Source organism: Photobacterium sp. CCB-ST2H9 (genome assembly GCF_023151555.2).
Taxonomy (GTDB): Bacteria; Pseudomonadota; Gammaproteobacteria; order Enterobacterales; family Vibrionaceae; genus Photobacterium.
Genome location: NZ_CP100425.1, coordinates 805,925 through 823,100 on the forward strand (window position 1 = coordinate 805,925; position 17,176 = coordinate 823,100).

The 17,176-nt window shown below is 52.5% G+C and carries 15 protein-coding genes; 4 read left to right on the top strand and 11 right to left on the bottom strand.

Annotation, left to right across the window (positions count from 1 at the left end):
• Nucleotides 1–120: 120 nt before the first annotated feature.
• Together pta and L4174_RS03900 are read right to left on the bottom strand one after the other, a co-directional pair.
• Nucleotides 121–2,274 (bottom strand): phosphate acetyltransferase, encoded by a 2,154-nt coding sequence (pta, locus tag L4174_RS03895; RefSeq protein ID WP_248143484.1) that lies wholly within the window; start codon nt 2,272–2,274, stop codon nt 121–123.
• 120 nt (nt 2,275–2,394) lie between these two features.
• Entirely contained in the window at nt 2,395–3,594 is a 1,200-nt protein-coding gene (locus L4174_RS03900) for an acetate kinase (protein WP_248143486.1), read from the bottom strand.
• A 315-nt stretch (nt 3,595–3,909) separates the two neighbouring features.
• On the opposite strand from L4174_RS03900, the gene yfbV reads away from it, so the two are divergent.
• On the top strand, nt 3,910–4,359 hold the full coding sequence (yfbV, locus tag L4174_RS03905; RefSeq protein ID WP_248143488.1) for a terminus macrodomain insulation protein YfbV: 450 nt from the start codon (nt 3,910–3,912) through the stop codon (nt 4,357–4,359).
• Between the two features lie 98 nt (nt 4,360–4,457).
• On the opposite strand, the gene dxs is transcribed toward yfbV, so the two are convergent.
• From dxs to xseB, 3 genes are read right to left on the bottom strand one after another with little or no spacing between them, the layout of a single operon-like run.
• Nucleotides 4,458–6,320 carry a 1-deoxy-D-xylulose-5-phosphate synthase gene (gene dxs / locus L4174_RS03910; RefSeq protein WP_248143490.1) on the bottom strand — a complete coding sequence of 621 codons (1,863 nt, stop codon included), beginning with the start codon at nt 6,318–6,320 and terminating at the stop codon, nt 4,458–4,460.
• A 24-nt stretch (nt 6,321–6,344) separates the two neighbouring features.
• Nucleotides 6,345–7,241: a (2E,6E)-farnesyl diphosphate synthase gene (gene ispA, locus L4174_RS03915; RefSeq protein WP_248143492.1), complete on the bottom strand. Its 897-nt coding sequence runs from the start codon at nt 7,239–7,241 to the stop codon at nt 6,345–6,347.
• Nucleotides 7,234–7,476 (bottom strand): exodeoxyribonuclease VII small subunit, encoded by a 243-nt coding sequence (gene xseB, locus L4174_RS03920; protein ID WP_248143494.1) that lies wholly within the window; start codon nt 7,474–7,476, stop codon nt 7,234–7,236. The genes ispA and xseB overlap by 8 nt, the downstream gene beginning before the upstream one ends.
• 345 nt (nt 7,477–7,821) lie before the next feature.
• Here xseB and pomA point away from each other — a divergent pair, with 345 nt between their 5' ends.
• From pomA to thiI, 3 genes are all read left to right on the top strand, one after another.
• A complete protein-coding gene (gene pomA / locus L4174_RS03925) occupies nt 7,822–8,583 on the top strand; it encodes a flagellar motor protein PomA (protein WP_248143496.1) in 762 nt (253 codons plus the stop codon).
• Between the two features lie 11 nt (nt 8,584–8,594).
• On the top strand, nt 8,595–9,536 hold the full coding sequence (locus tag L4174_RS03930; protein ID WP_248143498.1) for a flagellar motor protein MotB: 942 nt from the start codon (nt 8,595–8,597) through the stop codon (nt 9,534–9,536).
• A 202-nt stretch (nt 9,537–9,738) separates the two neighbouring features.
• Nucleotides 9,739–11,187 carry a tRNA uracil 4-sulfurtransferase ThiI gene (gene thiI, locus L4174_RS03935; protein ID WP_248143500.1) on the top strand — a complete coding sequence of 483 codons (1,449 nt, stop codon included), beginning with the start codon at nt 9,739–9,741 and terminating at the stop codon, nt 11,185–11,187.
• A gap of 87 nt (nt 11,188–11,274) precedes the next feature.
• Here thiI and L4174_RS03940 read toward each other — a convergent pair whose 3' ends face one another.
• From L4174_RS03940 to L4174_RS03965, 6 genes are all read right to left on the bottom strand, one after another.
• Nucleotides 11,275–11,907: a DJ-1 family glyoxalase III gene (locus L4174_RS03940; protein ID WP_248143502.1), complete on the bottom strand. Its 633-nt coding sequence runs from the start codon at nt 11,905–11,907 to the stop codon at nt 11,275–11,277.
• On the bottom strand, nt 11,900–12,799 hold the full coding sequence (panE, locus tag L4174_RS03945; RefSeq protein WP_248143503.1) for a 2-dehydropantoate 2-reductase: 900 nt from the start codon (nt 12,797–12,799) through the stop codon (nt 11,900–11,902). The genes L4174_RS03940 and panE overlap by 8 nt, the downstream gene beginning before the upstream one ends.
• A 117-nt stretch (nt 12,800–12,916) precedes the next feature.
• Nucleotides 12,917–13,729, bottom strand: coding sequence for an outer membrane protein OmpK (locus tag L4174_RS03950; protein ID WP_248143504.1), 813 nt, complete (start codon nt 13,727–13,729; stop codon nt 12,917–12,919).
• 306 nt (nt 13,730–14,035) lie between these two features.
• On the bottom strand, nt 14,036–14,857 hold the full coding sequence (locus tag L4174_RS03955; protein WP_248143505.1) for an outer membrane protein OmpK: 822 nt from the start codon (nt 14,855–14,857) through the stop codon (nt 14,036–14,038).
• Nucleotides 14,858–15,255: 398 nt separating this feature from the next.
• The gene (locus L4174_RS03960; RefSeq protein ID WP_248143506.1) at nt 15,256–16,620 is read right to left on the bottom strand and encodes an AmpG family muropeptide MFS transporter; all 1,365 of its coding nucleotides are present in this window, start codon (nt 16,618–16,620) and stop codon (nt 15,256–15,258) included.
• 170 nt (nt 16,621–16,790) lie between these two features.
• Nucleotides 16,791–17,153 carry a hypothetical protein gene (locus L4174_RS03965; protein WP_248143507.1) on the bottom strand — a complete coding sequence of 121 codons (363 nt, stop codon included), beginning with the start codon at nt 17,151–17,153 and terminating at the stop codon, nt 16,791–16,793.
• Nucleotides 17,154–17,176: the final 23 nt, after the last annotated feature.

Here is a 17,176-nt window from a genome sequence, read left to right on the forward strand (position 1 = left end):
TATTGATCAAGAACGTACAGCATACGGATTTTGCCGTCTGAGGCAAAGGGGCAGGGAATCGCCGGATAAAAAAATACCCCGGCAGGCCGGGGTATCTGGATGTCGTGTCAGGACAGCGGTTTAAGCACCTTGCTCTTCAGCCTGTTTCGCCTGAATCGCTGTCAGCGCGATGGTGTAGACGATATCGTCAACCAGAGCGCCACGGGACAGGTCGTTTACTGGCTTACGCATGCCTTGCAGCATTGGACCGATCGAAACCAGATCCGCAGAACGCTGTACCGCTTTGTACGTGGTGTTACCGGTGTTCAGGTCAGGGAACACGAATACCGTTGCTTTACCTGCAACCGGAGAGTTCGGTGCCTTGGATTTTGCAACGTTCTCCATGATTGCTGCGTCGTACTGCAGCGGACCGTCGATGACCAGATCAGGACGTTTTTCCTGAGCGAGGCGGGTTGCTTCGCGGACTTTATCGACGTCTGCACCCTGACCGGAGTTACCGGTAGAGTAAGAGATCATCGCCACGCGTGGTTCGATGCCGAAAGCTTTGGCAGAATCAGCAGACTGAATCGCGATTTCAGCCAGTTGCTCGGCGTTCGGATCCGGGTTGATCGCACAGTCACCGTAAACCAGAACCTGATCCGGCAGCAGCATGAAGAACACGGAAGAAACCAGCGACGCGTTTGGCGCAGTTTTGATCAGCTGCAGCGGCGGACGGATGGTGTTGGCTGTGGTGTGAACTGCACCGGAAACCAGACCGTGTACTTCGTCACGCTCCAGCATCATGGTACCCAGAACGACAGTGTCTTCCAGCTGCTCGCGGGCGACCACTTCGGTCATGCCTTTGTTCTTACGCAGCTCAACCAGACGCTCAACATACTGCTCGCGTACGGTTTCAGGATCGATGATTTCCACACCGGCACCCAGAACCACGCCTTGCTGTTCTGCAACACGCTTGATTTCAGCCGGGTTACCCAGCAGAACACAGTCAGCAATACCGCGCTCCGCACAAATCGCTGCTGCTTTCACAGTACGCGGCTCATCACCTTCAGGCAGCACGATGCGCTTGGCGGCTTTACGGGCCAGTTCAGTCAGCTGGTAACGGAAAGCCGGCGGGCTCAGGCGACGCTCACGGGCAGAGCCTTCAGACAGGGATTCGATCCACTGACCGTCGATATGGCTGGCCATGTACTCGTTGACCATTTCCACACGCTCTTTATCGTCTGCCGGTACTTCCAGGCTGAAACTTTGCAGGTTCAGGGAAGTCTGCCAGGTATTCCCCTGGGCCGTCATCACCGGCAGGCCGGTTTCAAATGCGCGCTTACACAGGGTCTTCACGGCTTCTGGCAGCTCGTAACCACCGGTCAGCAGCAGGGCACCGATTTCCACACCGTTCATGGCAGCCAGACAGGCGGCAACCACAACATCCGGACGGTCAGCAGAAGTCACCAGCAGTGAGCCGGGACGGAAGTGCTGAACCATGTTCGGAATGGAACGGGCACAGAAGGTAATGCTCTTGATGCGGCGGCTCTCGATTTCACCTGCGTTGATGATTTCAGCATTCAGGTGATGCGCGATGTCAGTTGCACGGGTCGCGATCAGTTCAGCGTTGAATGGCGCACAACCCAGCACACGGATCGGGCTGGAGTTGAAAACCTGCATCACTTCAACGTGAGTCGGCATAACAGCGTCAGAACCGTCGAAGATTTCAGACAGGTCAGGACGTGTACGGCCTTCCGCATCAACCGGTGCGTTCAGCTTGTTCACGATGACGCCGGCGATGTGTTTGTTTTTGATGCCGCCGAAGTTCGAGCAGGCAATTTCAATGCGCTCTTTCAGCTGAGCCGGGTTGTCTGTACCCGGTGCAACCACGAACACGATTTCCGCGTCCAGGGTTTTGGCGATTTCGAAGTTAATCTGATTCGCAAACGGGTGCTTGCGGGTCGGGACCAGACCTTCGATCAGGGCAACTTCGGCACCTGCAGTCGCTTCTTTAAAGCGTGCAACGATGTCTTCCAGCAGCACATCGCTCTGGTCGCTGCGGATCAGCTCATCGGCCTGTGCCATAGAAACTGGCTCGGCGATTTGCATGTCGCTGTTCGCACGGATAATGGTGGTGGTCAGGTCAGGCTGATCGCCGCCGTGACGTGGCTGGGCGATAGGTTTGAAAAAGGAAACACGGACGCCTTTGCGCTCCATAGCGCGTAGCACACCCAGGCTGACGCTGGTCAGGCCGACTCCGGCACCAACCGGAATTAGCATAATGGTACGTGACACAGTCAATTCCTCAAACTGATGGCAAACGGTAGAAAATGTTGGCAGATGGATTATAGGCAACCCTCTGCCTTATCATCTTTCTGGATAGAAAATGGCCGACTGAGTCGGCCATTTGATGTCTTAGATTTCAGCCAGACGCGCTGTATCTTCAGCAATCACCAGCTCTTCATTGGTTGAAATCACCATAGCTGGGACGCGGCTGTTTTCGGTGGTAATGACACCTTCGCCGCCGAAACGTGCTTTCAGGTTCTTCTCGCTGTCAACTTCGATACCGAAGATCTTCAGGCGGTTCAGCACCATTTCACGGATTGGTGCTGAGTTCTCACCGATACCACCGGTGAACGTGATGGCATCCAGCTGGCCATCCAGAGTCGCCGTGTAGCTGGCAACGTACTTCGCCAGACGGTGGCAGAAGACGTCCATTGCACGGGTCGCTTCTTCTTTCTGGCCGTAGTTGTCTTCAACGAAACGGCAGTCAGAAGTCACTTCAGTCAGACCAGCCAGGCCAGACTCTTTAGTCAGCATGGTGTTGATCTGATCGACGGTGTAGCCCAGCGTATCGTGCAGGTGGAAGATGATTGCAGGGTCGATGTCACCACAACGGGTACCCATCACCAGACCTTCCAGCGGCGTCAGACCCATAGAGGTATCAACAGACTTACCATTTTTGATTGCACAGACAGATGCGCCGTTACCCAGGTGGCAGTTGATGATGTTCAGTTCGCTCTCTGGCTTGCCCATGCGGCTTGCTGTTTCACGGGTGATGAACAGGTGAGACGTACCGTGCATGCCGTAACGACGGATGCCGTGCTCTTTGTACAGTTTGTACGGCAGTGCGTACAGGTAAGCTTCTTCCGGCATGGTCTGGTGGAATGCTGTATCGAATACTGCGACGTTTTTCAGGCTTGGGAACGCTTTCTGAGCTGCTTTGATACCAATGATGTGTGCAGGGTTGTGCAGTGGCGCCAGCGTTGCACAAGACTCAATACCTTTCAGTACAGCGTCGTCAATCAGGGCAGACTGAGTAAACTGCTCACCACCATGAACCACACGGTGACCGATTGCTTTCAGGTTTTCAGCCAGTTCAGGTTTAGAAGCCAGAATAGTTTCTACCATGAAAGCCAGTGCTTCTTCGTGAGCGGCACCATTGCCCAGTTGAGCTTCATGTTTGGCGCCATCAAGTTTCCACTTGATACGAGCTTCCGGGAGGTGCAAACATTCTGCAAGACCTGTCAGATGCTCATCACCTGATACTGCGTCAACGACTGCAAATTTCAGTGAAGAACTACCGCAGTTAAGTACTAGAACCAGCTTAGACATGTGAGTGACTACCTATATAATCTGTCTGAAAGTTGATATTCAATTGAATAAGCGTTACCCATAGAATAGTCGCCGGGTTTTCTGAGGCGGCTAGACCAGGTAAGTGTCGCTTCTGTCCGTAGAAGTGATGTGAACCTGAGGAGTCAGTTATCCTTAATGTTGCGATAACGGGGTTATCGGCCAACAATTACCAAAGGCGTGCATAGGATAGCCCTTGTTGCGCGATATAACAAAAAAATTTTTAAAAATTAATTCGAGTTAGATTGATTGTTGTCTATTTTTAAAATTTCTAAAATTTGTTGAGGCTGGTGCGATATGAATCAGACAAAAATCTGGAAGCAGGTCCAATATGGCCAGCATTACATGTCGGTATGGCCCATGCGCAAAGAGCTGGCCCTGTTATTTCCCGAACAGCGCTATATCAGAGCGACCCGGTTTGCGGTGCGGGTGATGCCTGCAGTCGCGGTGATGAGTGTCCTCAGTCAGATGGCGTTTCACAATACTTCAGGTTTGCCGCTGGCGATGGCCGTTGCCTTATTTGCGCTGAGTATGCCGTTACAGGGACTGTTGTGGCTGGGGAAACGCAGCCGGACGGATCTGCCGCCGTCTCTGGCGAGCTGGTACAGGGAAATTCACGGAAAAATTCTGAGTGAAGGGTATGCGATGCAGCCGCTGAAGGAGCGTCCGCGATATCTGGAACTGGCGATGGTGCTGAACCGGGCTTTCAAGCAACTGGATAAGACGTCGCTGGAGCGTTGGTTCTGAGTTTCACGGATGATTGCGTAAGATGATTGCGTAAAAGAAAACGGACCGGTTTGTACCCGGTCCGTTTTTGTATTCATCTGGCTGAACGGCAGGAATTATTAGTCCAGATACCGGCGGATTTGCGCCTCGATACCCGGGCCGTCGATCTCAAGCTCTGCATGTAACTCAGCCTGAGTGCCCTGATGGATAAATTTGTCCGGTAAACCAATTTGCAACACAGGTTTGAGGCGTTTCTCTTTCATCAGGAATTCAATCACCCCTGAACCTGCGCCCCCGGCAATCGCATTTTCTTCCACGGTCACCAACACATCATGGCTGTCTGCCAGTTCACGGATCAGAGCTTCGTCCAGTGGTTTCACGAAACGCATGTCTGCAACCGTCGCATTCAGGTTCTCTGCGGCTTCCAGTGCAGAGCTCAGGGTCGTGCCGAAGTTCAGAATGGCAACGGTTTCGCCCTGACGACGAATCACGCCTTTACCCAGTTCGAGTGCGGTCATGGTCGTATCCGGCGTTACGCCAGACGCGCTGCCACGCGGATAGCGAACGGCACTCGGTCCCTGATGCAAGTGGCCGGTATAGAGCATCTGACGGCACTCGTTTTCATCGCTCGGTGCCATGATCACCATGTTCGGAATACAGCGCAGATAGCTGAGATCGAAGGCACCCTGATGGGTCTGACCATCGGCACCGACCAGACCACCACGGTCAATGGCGAACATGACCGGCAGATCCATAATTGCCACGTCATGGATCAGCTGATCATAACCGCGCTGCAGGAACGTTGAGTAGATTGCAACGACCGGGTGATACCCGCCAATGGCCATCCCGGTTGCCAGCGTCACTGCGTGCTGCTCGGCAATCGCCACGTCAAAATACTGATTCGGGTATTCTTTGGAAAAACGGACCATGCCCGAGCCTTCACGCATGGCTGGCGTGATGGCCATGAGTTTATCGTCCTGAGCCGCCATATCGCACAGCCAGTCGCCGAAGATGTTCGAGAACGTCGGCTTGCTGCTTTTTGCTTTTGGCAGCGGATTTTCGCTCAGATCGAATTTCGGCACAGCATGGTAGTTGATCGGGTCGGCTTCTGCAGGCGCGTAGCCTTTGCCTTTTTTAGTCATGATGTGCAGGAACTGCGGGCCTTTCAGGTTCCGCATATTTTTCAGGGTGCGGACCAGTTCCTGTACATCGTGACCGTCAATCGGGCCAATGTAGTTGAATCCCAGTTCCTCAAACATAGTGCCCGGAACGACCATGCCTTTCAGGTGTTCTTCAGCGCGGCGGACGAGTTCTTTAATCGGCGGTGCGCCGGACAGGACTTTTTTACTGCCTTCGCGGATACTGGTGTAAAAGTTGCCGGACAGCAGGCGGGCCAGGTGGTTATTCAGAGCGCCGACGTTTTCAGAAATCGACATTTCGTTGTCATTCAGAATCACCAGCATGTCGCTGTGGACATCACCGGCATGGTTCATGGCTTCAAATGCCATACCAGCGGTGATCGCGCCATCGCCAATCACGCTGACGACTTTACGGCCCTGTCCTTCACGCTCGGCTGCGATCGCCATCCCCAGTCCGGCACTGATGGAGGTGGAAGAGTGTCCGACGGACAGAACGTCGTATTCACTTTCTCCACGCCATGGGAACGGGTGCAGGCCGTCTTTCTGGCGGATGGTATTCATCTGCTCCCGGCGGCCGGTCAGAATTTTATGGGGATAAGCCTGGTGTCCAACGTCCCAGATCAGATGATCAAACGGGGTGTTGTATACATAATGCAGGGCAACCGTCAGCTCGACGGCACCGAGTCCAGAGGCAAAGTGTCCACTGGACTGGCTCACCGATCTGAGCAGGTATGTCCGCAGCTCTTCACAGAGAGCAGGCAGACTTTCCACCGGCAGTAAACGGAGTTCGTCCGGTGTGTTGGCTAAAGCCAAATGCGGGTACTTTGAAATATCCAGTGTCATAACATGTCGGCGCTTATACTGTTTTTAGTTGTTGCGCTCGATAACGTATCGGGCAAAAACTTCGAGTGAATCTGTATTGTAGGGGATTGCTTCCAGAGCTTGTAGGGCTTCCTGATACAGCTGCTGTGCTTTTTTCTGTGCACCTTCCAGTCCGAGCAGGGCAGGATAAGTGCTTTTCTCCAGTGCTAAATCCGAGCCCTGGGGTTTCCCCAGTGTCTGAGTGTCGCTGATCACGTCCAGAATGTCGTCCTGTACCTGAAAAGCCAGGCCAATTGCATTGGCATACTGATCGAGCTGCGGCAGAACGGCGACGCCTTTGTCTCCGGCAGCCAGTGCACCCAGACGGATGGCACAACGGATCAGGGCACCGGTTTTATGGCGGTGGATGCTTTCCAGTTGAGTGAGACCGACCTGCTTTTTCTCCGCCGCTAGATCCAGTGCCTGTCCGGCACACATTCCGGAAGCCCCTGCAGCGAGAGCAAGCTCGCGAACCATGGCGATACGCTGGCTGTTACCTGCATCACTGAGTTGTCCGCAGGCCAGAATTTCAAATGCCAGCGTTTGCAGAGCATCTCCGGCCAGGATTGCTGTCGCTTCGTCAAAAGCAATGTGACAGGTTGGTTGACCACGGCGCAGGTTATCGTCGTCCATGGCGGGTAAATCGTCATGGATCAGAGAGTAAGCATGGACACATTCGACGGCGGCTGCCGGTGCATCCAGGTCACTGATTTCGGCACCCAGCATCTGACCGGTCACATAGGTCAGGAAAGGACGGGCTCGTTTTCCGCCCAGCAACGTACCATGGCGCATGGCCTGAACCAGCGGCTGTTCAGCAAACGGCTGCCGGGTCAGCCAGTGTTCCAGTTGTTCATTATTACGGGCCGCAAAGAAGGCCAACTGTTGGGAAAGGCTGTTAGTCATCGCTCGGGTCAAAGTCCGTCAGTGGCGCATTGTCATCAGCTTGTAGCAGAATTTCGACACGCTGTTCAGCCTGGGTCAGTTTCTGCTGGCTGTTGCGTGCCAGGGCAATTCCGCGCTCGAATTTTTTCAGCGCGTCTTCCAAAGGGATTTCACCGGATTCCAGCTCGTTGACAATGACATCGAGTTCATTCATGGCTTCTTCAAAGGCCATATTTTCTGGTTTTTTGGTTGCCATATCCGGTCCATTGATTGGGTTGAGAGCGCGGTCAGGTGTACGCTCGGAAAATGAGGGGAAAATAGCGCACAGGCTAGGCCGGGTCAAATTATGGCACAGGGAAGTGTGCGCATTACAGTGTTATTTTTATGGTTTTCCGTTTGCCGGCTGAAATTGCCAGGGCAGATTTTCAGGGGGCGCTGACACGGGCTTGAGAAGGAATGTGTTTTTTTTCCCAGCAGAGCACAAAACCGGGGTTGAATCCGTGCTAAACCAAAATCCAAAGATGCCGATACAGGGTGAGTAAGTTAGAATGGCGCCAGTGCGAGTTGGCCGGAAAGAAAAAAAATTACATAGGAGTGAGCCGTGGATTTGGCAACCCTCATAGGTTTAGTCGGTGCCTTTGCTTTCGTCATCATGGCGATGCTGCTGGGCGGTAGCCTGGATATCTTTTTTAACATGCCTTCGGTTCTGATTGTATTTTGCGGGACGTTATTTGTTGTCCTGATGAAGTACAGTCTGTCGCAGTTTTTTGGTGCAGCCAAAATTGCGGCCAAGGCGTTTATGTTCAAAACGGACGACCCGGAAGATTTGATTGCTAAGATCGTAGAGATGGCTGATGCCGCCCGTAAAGGGGGGTTTCTGGCTCTTGAAGAGATGGAAGTTAATAACAGCTTCCTGCGTAAAGGCATTGATTTGCTGGTGGATGGTCATGATGCAGATGTGGTGCGTTCGACATTGCAGAAAGATATTTCGCTTACCAATGAACGTCATGAGCGTGGTATCGGTATTTTCACTGCAATGGGTGATGTTGCCCCGGCAATGGGGATGATCGGGACACTGATCGGTCTGGTCGCCATGCTGACCAATATGGATGATCCGAAGTCGATCGGTCCTGCGATGGCGGTTGCACTGCTGACCACCCTGTATGGTTCTGTGCTGGCTAACATGGTGGCGATTCCGATTGCGGATAAGCTGTCCTTGCGTAAAAACGAGGAACGTCTGAACCGTCGGTTGATTCTTGATGGCGTGCTGGCAATTCAGGACGGTCAGAACCCGCGTGTGATTGACGGCTTCCTGAAAAACTACCTCCACGAAAAACAGCGTCGTATCGACGTTGATGAATAAGGAGGTGTCTGATGGACGAGCTCGAGTGCAACTGTAAAAAAGGGGCGCCAGCCTGGATGGCAACCTTTGCCGATCTGGCGACCCTGCTGATGTGTTTCTTTGTGCTTTTGCTGTCTTTTTCAGAAATGGACGTTCTGAAGTTCAAGCAGATTGCCGGATCCCTGAAATTTGCTTTCGGGGTCCAGAATATGGTGGAAGTGAAGGATATTCCGAAAGGGACCAGTGTCATTGCTCAGGAATTTCGTCCGGGCAGGCCGGAACCGACCCCGATTGAAGTCATCATGCAGCAGACGATTGACATGACGCAGCGGACGCTGGACTTCCATGAGGGGGAATCGCAGAAGGCTGGCGGGACCAAACGCGAAGCCGGTAAGCTGACCGGTGGTCGCTCTGAGCATACCGCCACACAGATGAACCAGAACACCCAGTCGGAAATGACGCAGGCACAGCAGCAGCTGGCCGATATTCTGGAAACCGCGCTGGAGCGTGAAATTCAGGAAAATCTGATTGAGGTGGAAAACCTCGGGCAGCAGGTGGTGATTCGTATCCGTGAGAAAGGTGCTTTCCCGGAAGGCTCTGCGTTTCTGCAGCCGAAATTCCGTCCGCTGGTGCGCCAGGTGGCGGACCTGGTGAAAGATGTGCCGGGTGTGATTACGGTCTCCGGTCACACGGATAATCAGCGTCTGGATTCGGAGCTTTACCGATCCAACTGGGATCTGTCTGCGCAGCGGGCTGTATCGGTCGCGCAGGAGATGGAAAAAGTGACCGGTTTTGATCACAACCGGATGCGGGTGCTGGGTCTGGCAGACACTGTGCCGCTGGAAAGCAATGATACTGCGGAAGGACGCAAACTGAACCGCAGGGTTGAGATTGCGATCATGCAGGGTAAACCGCATTTCTCCAATGAACTGACCAGTGACCCGGCAGGTGAATCTGCCGTCCCTTCAAATTAAGCCTACACTCTGAGTAAGGAATCGGAGGCTGTCCGGCTCAGTGCCGGACAGCCCATGGCTGAGCGCAGCGGTTGTCTGAGCACTCTGTCTGGCCTGAAATGTCTGCCCTCACTATGATTCTGATAATCCTTTGTATTTCAGCGACCGCTTGCTTGCTGTATAATCCGCGCCTTTAGTTAGGCCCTGTGAAGCGAAGCATGTTATGAAATTTATTGTAAAGCCCCATCCTGAGATTTTTGTAAAGAGTGAATCAGTGCGGAAGCGCTTTACCAAAATCCTGGAGTGCAATATCCGCATTATTCTTCAGCGCCTGTCCGATCAAGTGGCGGTCTATAACCGTCGCAGTTATATCGAAGTTACCGTGAAGGACGACAGCCTTCGCGAGCAGGTTCTGACCGTGCTGACGCAGACGCCGGGCATTCATCATGTCCTGGAAGTGAAGCAGACCAGCTTCACGGACATGCACGATATCTATGAACAGACACTGGCTCATGTGGCTGATCAGCTGGACGGTAAAACGTTTTGCGTTCGAGCCAAACGGACCGGGAAGCATGATTTCACCTCGATTGAACTGGAACGTTATGTCGGCGGTGGTCTGAATCAGGCCATTGAAAGCGCCAAGGTGCAGCTGAAAAATCCTCAGGTGACGGTACAGATCGAAGTGGAAGGCGAAAAGCTGAACCAGATCCTGGCCCGCCACAAAGGCTTGGGGGGCTTCCCGCTGGGGACTCAGGAAGACGTGCTGAGCCTGATTTCCGGTGGCTTTGACTCGGGTGTGTCCAGCTACCTGCATATCAAGCGCGGCAGTAAGGTGCATTACTGCTTCTTCAACCTGGGTGGCCCGGCACACGAAATCGGCGTGAAGCAGGTATCTCATTACCTGTGGAAGAAATTCGGTTCTTCGGCCAAGGTGAAATTCATTGCGATTGATTTTGAACCGGTCGTGGCTGAAATTCTGGAAAACGTGGATGACGGCCAGATGGGCGTCGTGCTCAAGCGGATGTTCATGCGTGCCGCTGCTCAGGTTGCGGAACGTTTCGGGATTCAGGCGCTGGTGACCGGTGAGGCCCTGGGGCAGGTGTCCAGTCAGACGCTGACGAACCTGCGTCATATCGATAATGTGACCGATACGCTGATCCTGCGTCCGCTGATCAACTGGGACAAAGAAGACATCATCAATGTGGCGCGTGATATCGGCACTGAAGATTTCGCCAAGACCATGCCGGAATTCTGTGGTGTTATTTCCAAGAGCCCGACGGTGAAAGCCGTGAAGGAGAAACTGGAAGCTGAAGAAGCCAAGTTTGACTTTGCAGTGCTGGATCGCGTGGTGAGCGAAGCCCGGGTGATGGACATCCGTGACATCGAGAAAGAGAGCCAGGCTCAGGCGCCGGAAATTGAGCTGGTGGATCAGATTGATGGCAACAGTACGGTGCTGGATATTCGCAGCCCGGACGAAGAGGATGAAAATCCGCTGGAGATTGAAGGTGTGGAAGTGAAACACCTGCCATTCTACAAACTGGCAACTCAGTTCGGTGATCTGCCGCAGGACAAAACGTACCTGCTGTACTGTGCCCGCGGTGTGATGAGCCGTTTACAGGCGCTGTACCTGAAAGAAAATGGTTTCGAGAACGTGAAAGTCTACCGCCCGTAACGGGTCAGGACAGACATATCACTGAAGAAAGCGAGATCTCCGGATCTCGCTTTTTTTGTGTGAACGGTCTTGTCAGTGTGTCCGGGATCAGGCTTTGCCCCCGATGACGTCGAAGCACATGCTTGGCCACATCACCATAGGTTCGGCAACTTCGGCCGTTTTGGATTTGCCCATCAGCAATGTGATGATTTCCAGTGCGAATTCCTGTGATGTACCGGGAGCCTGGCTGGTCAGCAGATTGTTGTTCACATCAAACATGACTCGGCGTCCGGCTCGGCGGCGGTCTTCCGGAATACGTTCGACAAAAGCCGGATGTGCGGTCATCAGCGCTTCCGGATACAGCCCATGATGTTCTAGGACAATCACCGGGGCCGCACAGATGGCTGCGACCAGTTTACCGTCGTATTTATGCTGCTTCACAAATTCTACCACCAGCGTGCTGTCGCGCAGATATTCTGCGCCGGGCAGACCGCCGGGCAGCACGACACAGTCAAAGGGCTCATCAGCAATATCGACCAGCGGACAGTCTGCCGTCAGGGTAATCCCCCGCGAGCCTTTCACCGCCAGCGAACCGTCTTCAGCGGCGCTGGCAATGGTGAGTTGCATTCCGGCACGAATCAGAATATCGGCCGTGTTGATGACTTCCATTTCTTCGCTGCCGGGGGCGATACAAAGCGCGACTTTCAGGGCTTGGTCAGCGGGTTGATAGGCGTTAGTCATAGTGTTGCTCCAAGTCTTTAATGTGTTGCCACAGTCGGGTGTTGGCTGGTGTGGCAATCTGAAAATGGTTCGCTTGCCGGATCAGAAAGCCGGTAATGGCATCAATTTCTGTCGGTCGCTGGTGAGCGACATCCTGCTGCATAGAAGAATAGTTAGCTGCGGTTGCTTCAATGACCTTCATCACCCGTTGCCTGAGTGTCACAGTATCAATCGGATAACCCGCAGCAGTCATCACAGCAGAAACTTCATGGCAGACAGCGGTCAGTTCATCGGCATACCGTGTTTCGGATAATTCACCGTTCCGGCACTGGTGAATCGCTGTCAGCGGGTTGATTGCACAGTTGATGGCGAGCTTCTGCCATTGAGGTTCGTGAATATCAGTCTGCCAGTGACAGGGCGGAAGTGCAGTGTGCAGGAGTTCTGCAAGACCTGAGCAGGCCTGGCCAGCCGGGTTGACGCCGCCGAGATAAGTCGGGCCGTTACCGGTATGGCGGACAGAATGCGGGTCCGGACGGAAGGCAGCCTGAGCGGTGGTGGCGTATAACACCGGATTGTCCGGCAGCAGTGACAGCACTTCGTCTTCTGTTCCCATCCCGTTATGCATGATGATGACTGGTGTGTCTGCACTGAGCCAGGGTAAAAGGGTGGTGACTGCGTCTGCGACCTGAAAGGCTTTGACTGTGATGAAAACAACATCACTGTCTGCCAGTTGTGCAGGCTGATTGCTGTCAAAAAAGAAAGTATCTTCCCGGGAGGAATGGACATCCTGCCAGTTCAGTGTGTACGTATTGCCGGGCTGACGCCGCCAAAGATGTAATTGATGGCCTTGTTTTGCCAGTGCGCCAGCCCAGAGGCTGCCAATTGCACCTGCTCCAACCAGAGAAATCTTCACCTTAAGTCCTGTCCGGAAAGGAATCATTGTTCGTTATTGTAACGGTTGATAAATCAAAGGGGAAAGAGAAAGTCCGGATGAGCAGGAGCTGATCCGGACGATTACGGGGACGGCCAATCAGAATTTATAAGTGACCGAGAAATAATGAGACGGGCCGGTGGATTCAAATGTGTCTGAATCTTTAATCAGATAGACATCATAGAAGAGCTTCAGGCCGTAACCGACAGAGAAACGGTCTGAGTGCCAGTAAAGGCCGTTGAACCAGTTCCCGCCATGCGTTGCCTGCGGATTACCCTGAAATTCAGTGTCGGCACCAAACTGGTAATCAATGTAGCCTTGATAAGAGATAAATGAACCATTTTCAAAGGTGTAAAAGGGCTTGAACCAGTTGGTGGAAACCTGATAACCATTCCAGGCTTTCGCATTTACGTCATACAGGCCATACAGGTTCAGGCCGACTTTGCCGAACCAGGGCACCATGATGTCGGAACCGATGCCCCAGAAGGAGTTGTTGACATCCTGGGCACCACCGCCCCAGTTGAACAGGGTCGCGAAATAAAGTTCCTGCACTGGGCCGAAAGACAGGTCCGTGTTTGTGAGGGCATCCAGTGAAACCCGGGGAGCAAATTTCATGAACATTTTCGGCCGGTCTTTTTTATCACTGGCACCGCTTTCGGTCAGGTCAAAGAAATCGACATAGCCGTAGAGATCAAAAATGCCGGAGCGGCCGCCAAATTCCATTTCCAGGTAATCGTGACCGGATGGGTCATCAGGTGCGCGGGGGTATTCTTCCAGAGCGTACATCAGGTTGAACTGGAACCATTTGTAGTCGTTTTTATGGATATCGCCATCGGTGTAATCTGCGGCGAGGCTGATTCCGGGGACAACAAGTGCAGCTCCAAGAGCCAAAGCTAACGGTGTCTGTTTCATGTTGGCGTTCTCACTTATCGTTTATCGATGCCATTGCTTGTTGCTTGTCGACAGAGGCTTGTTTCTAAACAGAAAGACAATGTCTAACTTAAAAGATTAGTGTATTGCGGGTGGGATGCCTTACCGGCAGGACCGGAAAATATCTGTCAGACGCCCATGTGACGCAGGCTGTGGAAATTTCTGAAGAAAATGAAGTACAAAGCAGGGCCGAGAAGCAGAGAAAAGTTGTCTCAGGAATGGGAAAGAAAAAACAAAGGCGCCTGAAGGCGCCTTTGCTGAAAAGAAATCGTGTCCTGTGACGCGACCTTAGAACTTGTAAGTCACGCTCACGTAGTGGCTGACACCAGATGTTTTGCCTGCCCAGCCACCGTCTTTCAGACCGTATACGTCTTGGTAAGCTTTCAGACCGTAACCCACTGCATAACGGTCAGAGTGCCAGTAGATACCGTTGAACATTGCACCGCCGTTGGCAGTGTTCAGGTTTTTGTTGTCATCGTTCATAGCGAACTGATAATCAATGTAACCCTGGTAAGACATAAAGCTGCCGTTGTCGAAGGTGTAGAAAGGTTTGAACCAGTTGGTCGAGATCTGGTAACCGTTCCAGTCTTTTGCGTTCATGTCGTATGTTTTGTACAGGTTCAGGCCAATTTTGCCCAACCAAGGTACAATCACGTCTGAACCCAGACCAACTTTGTAGTTGTTTACACCAAAAGTGCCTTTAGTCGCATTGGTAGTTACGCCATCCCAAGTCAGTTCTGAAGCAATGTACAGTTCTTGAACCGGACCGAAAGAAAGGTCAGCACCAGTCACTGCGTCCAGAGAAACACGCGGTGCGAATTTCATGAACATTTTAGCGTCAGCATTTGCTTTGTCGCTGTCTGGGCTACCAGTCAGATTGAAGATATCCACGTAACCGTACAGGTCGAAGATACCAGAGCGGCCGCCGAATTCCATTTCCAGGTAATCGTGGCTTGATTCGCCTGGCAGTTCGTCAAACGCGTACATCAGGTTGAATTGAGACCATTTGTAGTCGTTTTTATGGATATTACCGTCGGTGTAATCAGCAGCTTGGGTCGCAGCAGACAGGGAAGCAGCCAGTACACTCAGTGCAACAAGGGATTTACGCATCGTCAACTCTCGCTAATTGTATTAAGACACCGGACTTTTTTAACCAGTCCGTTTGCAATGGCGGGAAGTGTATTGTTTGATGTCACGAATGTGAATGTAACGTTTCACTTCTAATTTTTTGATCGTGAGCTGGATCTTGTGTAATGGATTACAAAAAAATACAAAGGTGATTTTGATCGCTATTTGGCCGTGATTTGATGCAAATATTTCGAACCTAATGAGTGTTTGGTCATTAAGTGTTCATCTCTGGGTGGGGGGAAAGTTATCTGAAATCAAATAAAGTCAAAAAGTGCTGGCATGGCGTCAACAAAATCAGAAAAAACGGGATGGAAGTGAGGGTGTATCTGGCCTGAATTGTTGGAACATTCAGGCCAGAAATAGTTCACAGGACTGAGAAATTAATCCTGATGCGGGGTGTGTTTTTCTACGGCTTTGATCAGGATCAGTACAGGCAGGCCAATCAAAGCGGTACTCAGGAAGAAGATGTTATAGCCGAAGTGATCCACATACAGACCAGAGAAACCGGCCAGGAATTTCGGGAACAGCAACATGATGGAGCTGAACAGCGCATACTGAGTGGCGGAGAACGCCACATTGGTCAGACCCGACATAAAGGCAATGAAGGCTGCTGTCGCAATGCCGGCGCTCAGGTTGTCGATGGAAATGACCAGCGTCAGCATCGGCAGGCTGTTTCCGATGTAGGTGAATGCCATGAAGAGCAGGTTTGTGAATGCTGACAACACGGCGCCCAGTGCCAGAATCCGTAATGTGCTGTAACGGGTAATTAACAGACCACCAAGGCCCGCACCGGCCAGTGTCATGATCACACCATAGATTTTGGAAACTGTGGCAACTTCGCTTTTTGCGAATCCCATATCGACATAGAAGGCATTCGCCATAATTCCCATGACAACGTCTGAAATCCGGTAACAGCCGATCAATGCCAGTAACAGCATGCCGGCTTTGCCATAGCGGCTGAAGAAATCCAGGAAAGGCATGACCGCTGAGGTGTAAATCCAGGCCATGGCTCTGGCCAGCGGGTAGGGGACATTGGCATCCTGCAGACGCAGGCGGATATCCGTTTCAAGGTTGTCGATGGCTTTGCCATCCAGCTGAGGTTCATGGATACACAAAGCGGTAATTAAGCCGACTGACATTAAACCCGCCATGATGAAATAAGCAGTTTTCCAGCCGATAGGATCATAACTGGTGTCTGAACCGAACAGCGCAGCAATAGCCAGTACACCCGCACCGGCCATAATCATTGCCAGACGATAGCCTGTCATATACGCGGCAGCCAGGGCGGCCTGTAAGCGCTCGGTGGCCAGTTCAATCCGGTAAGCATCGATCACGATGTCCTGTGATGCAGACGCAATGGCGACAATGATCGCGAAAACGGCTAACTGAGAGAGGTCTGCCTGGGGATTACTGATCGCCATACCGCACAGCGAAGCGATGATCAGCATTTGTGAGAACACCATCCAGCCACGTCGACGTCCTAAAAGTTTTGAAAAAAGCGGGACGGGAAAGCGGTCAATGAGTGGGGACCAGGCCCATTTCAAACCGTAGGCCAGTGCCACCCAACTGAAGTAGCCAATATCGGTCCGGCTGACTTCCGCTTCCCGTAACCAGAATGACAGGGTTCCGAATACCAGCAAAATCGGCAGACCGGATGAGAACCCCAGCGCCAGCATGATCAGGACTTTTTTTTCTAGATATACACGCCAGCCGGTGCCCGGGCGGTCGTCAACAGCTTGCTCCATCGGAATGGACCCTCTTCAGCATAAAATAAAACGCGTGACGTTCTGCGGGAAGTTGCCGCGGTGCGGGCAGCAGCTTCAAACAGGTCAGAGATATAAAGGTATCAGTATGGCGGGTGGAGAAAAACCATCAGAACGTCAAAACTGAGGCGTCGCTGGAGAGAAATGTGTGTTTAAGGACGAATTCCCTGCATTTTTTCAGGTGCTTCGCCAATGCCCAGCAGATACTTGGCCCCCGCAGTGACCCGAAACTGGATAAAGCAGTTTCCCAGAAGCTGATGCTCTTCCAGCGATTCCATGAGGTGGAGCAGGTACCAGTAGACGGATTCATAAGCTGTGCCCGGCGTGCCACTGGGAACACAGAGCTGCCACCACTCATGAAGCTGTTCCGTACAGGTTTGCCGCAAGGAGTCGTAACTGGTTTCCCCGTTGATGGTTCCCAGCATCGACAGCGCCAACGCTGGGGCATGGTCAGCAATGTGACGGGCAATTCGCTCTGTCGGCACATCCGGCTGTGAGGAAACAAGTCTAAGCATGGGGATCACCTGACCGCAGACTC

Coding starts and splice junctions, on each gene's coding strand:
- xseB (WP_248143494.1), bottom strand. CDS start 7,476: ATGGCAACCAAAAAACCAGAAAATATGGCCTTTGAAGAAGCCATGAAT.
- L4174_RS03965 (WP_248143507.1), bottom strand. CDS start 17,153: ATGCTTAGACTTGTTTCCTCACAGCCGGATGTGCCGACAGAGCGAATT.
- L4174_RS03960 (WP_248143506.1), bottom strand. CDS start 16,620: ATGGAGCAAGCTGTTGACGACCGCCCGGGCACCGGCTGGCGTGTATAT.
- dxs (WP_248143490.1), bottom strand. CDS start 6,320: ATGACACTGGATATTTCAAAGTACCCGCATTTGGCTTTAGCCAACACA.
- L4174_RS03940 (WP_248143502.1), bottom strand. CDS start 11,907: ATGACTAACGCCTATCAACCCGCTGACCAAGCCCTGAAAGTCGCGCTT.
- ispA (WP_248143492.1), bottom strand. CDS start 7,241: ATGACTAACAGCCTTTCCCAACAGTTGGCCTTCTTTGCGGCCCGTAAT.
- L4174_RS03900 (WP_248143486.1), bottom strand. CDS start 3,594: ATGTCTAAGCTGGTTCTAGTACTTAACTGCGGTAGTTCTTCACTGAAA.
- L4174_RS03930 (WP_248143498.1), top strand. CDS start 8,595: ATGGACGAGCTCGAGTGCAACTGTAAAAAAGGGGCGCCAGCCTGGATG.
- yfbV (WP_248143488.1), top strand. CDS start 3,910: ATGAATCAGACAAAAATCTGGAAGCAGGTCCAATATGGCCAGCATTAC.
- L4174_RS03950 (WP_248143504.1), bottom strand. CDS start 13,729: ATGAAACAGACACCGTTAGCTTTGGCTCTTGGAGCTGCACTTGTTGTC.
- thiI (WP_248143500.1), top strand. CDS start 9,739: ATGAAATTTATTGTAAAGCCCCATCCTGAGATTTTTGTAAAGAGTGAA.
- L4174_RS03955 (WP_248143505.1), bottom strand. CDS start 14,857: ATGCGTAAATCCCTTGTTGCACTGAGTGTACTGGCTGCTTCCCTGTCT.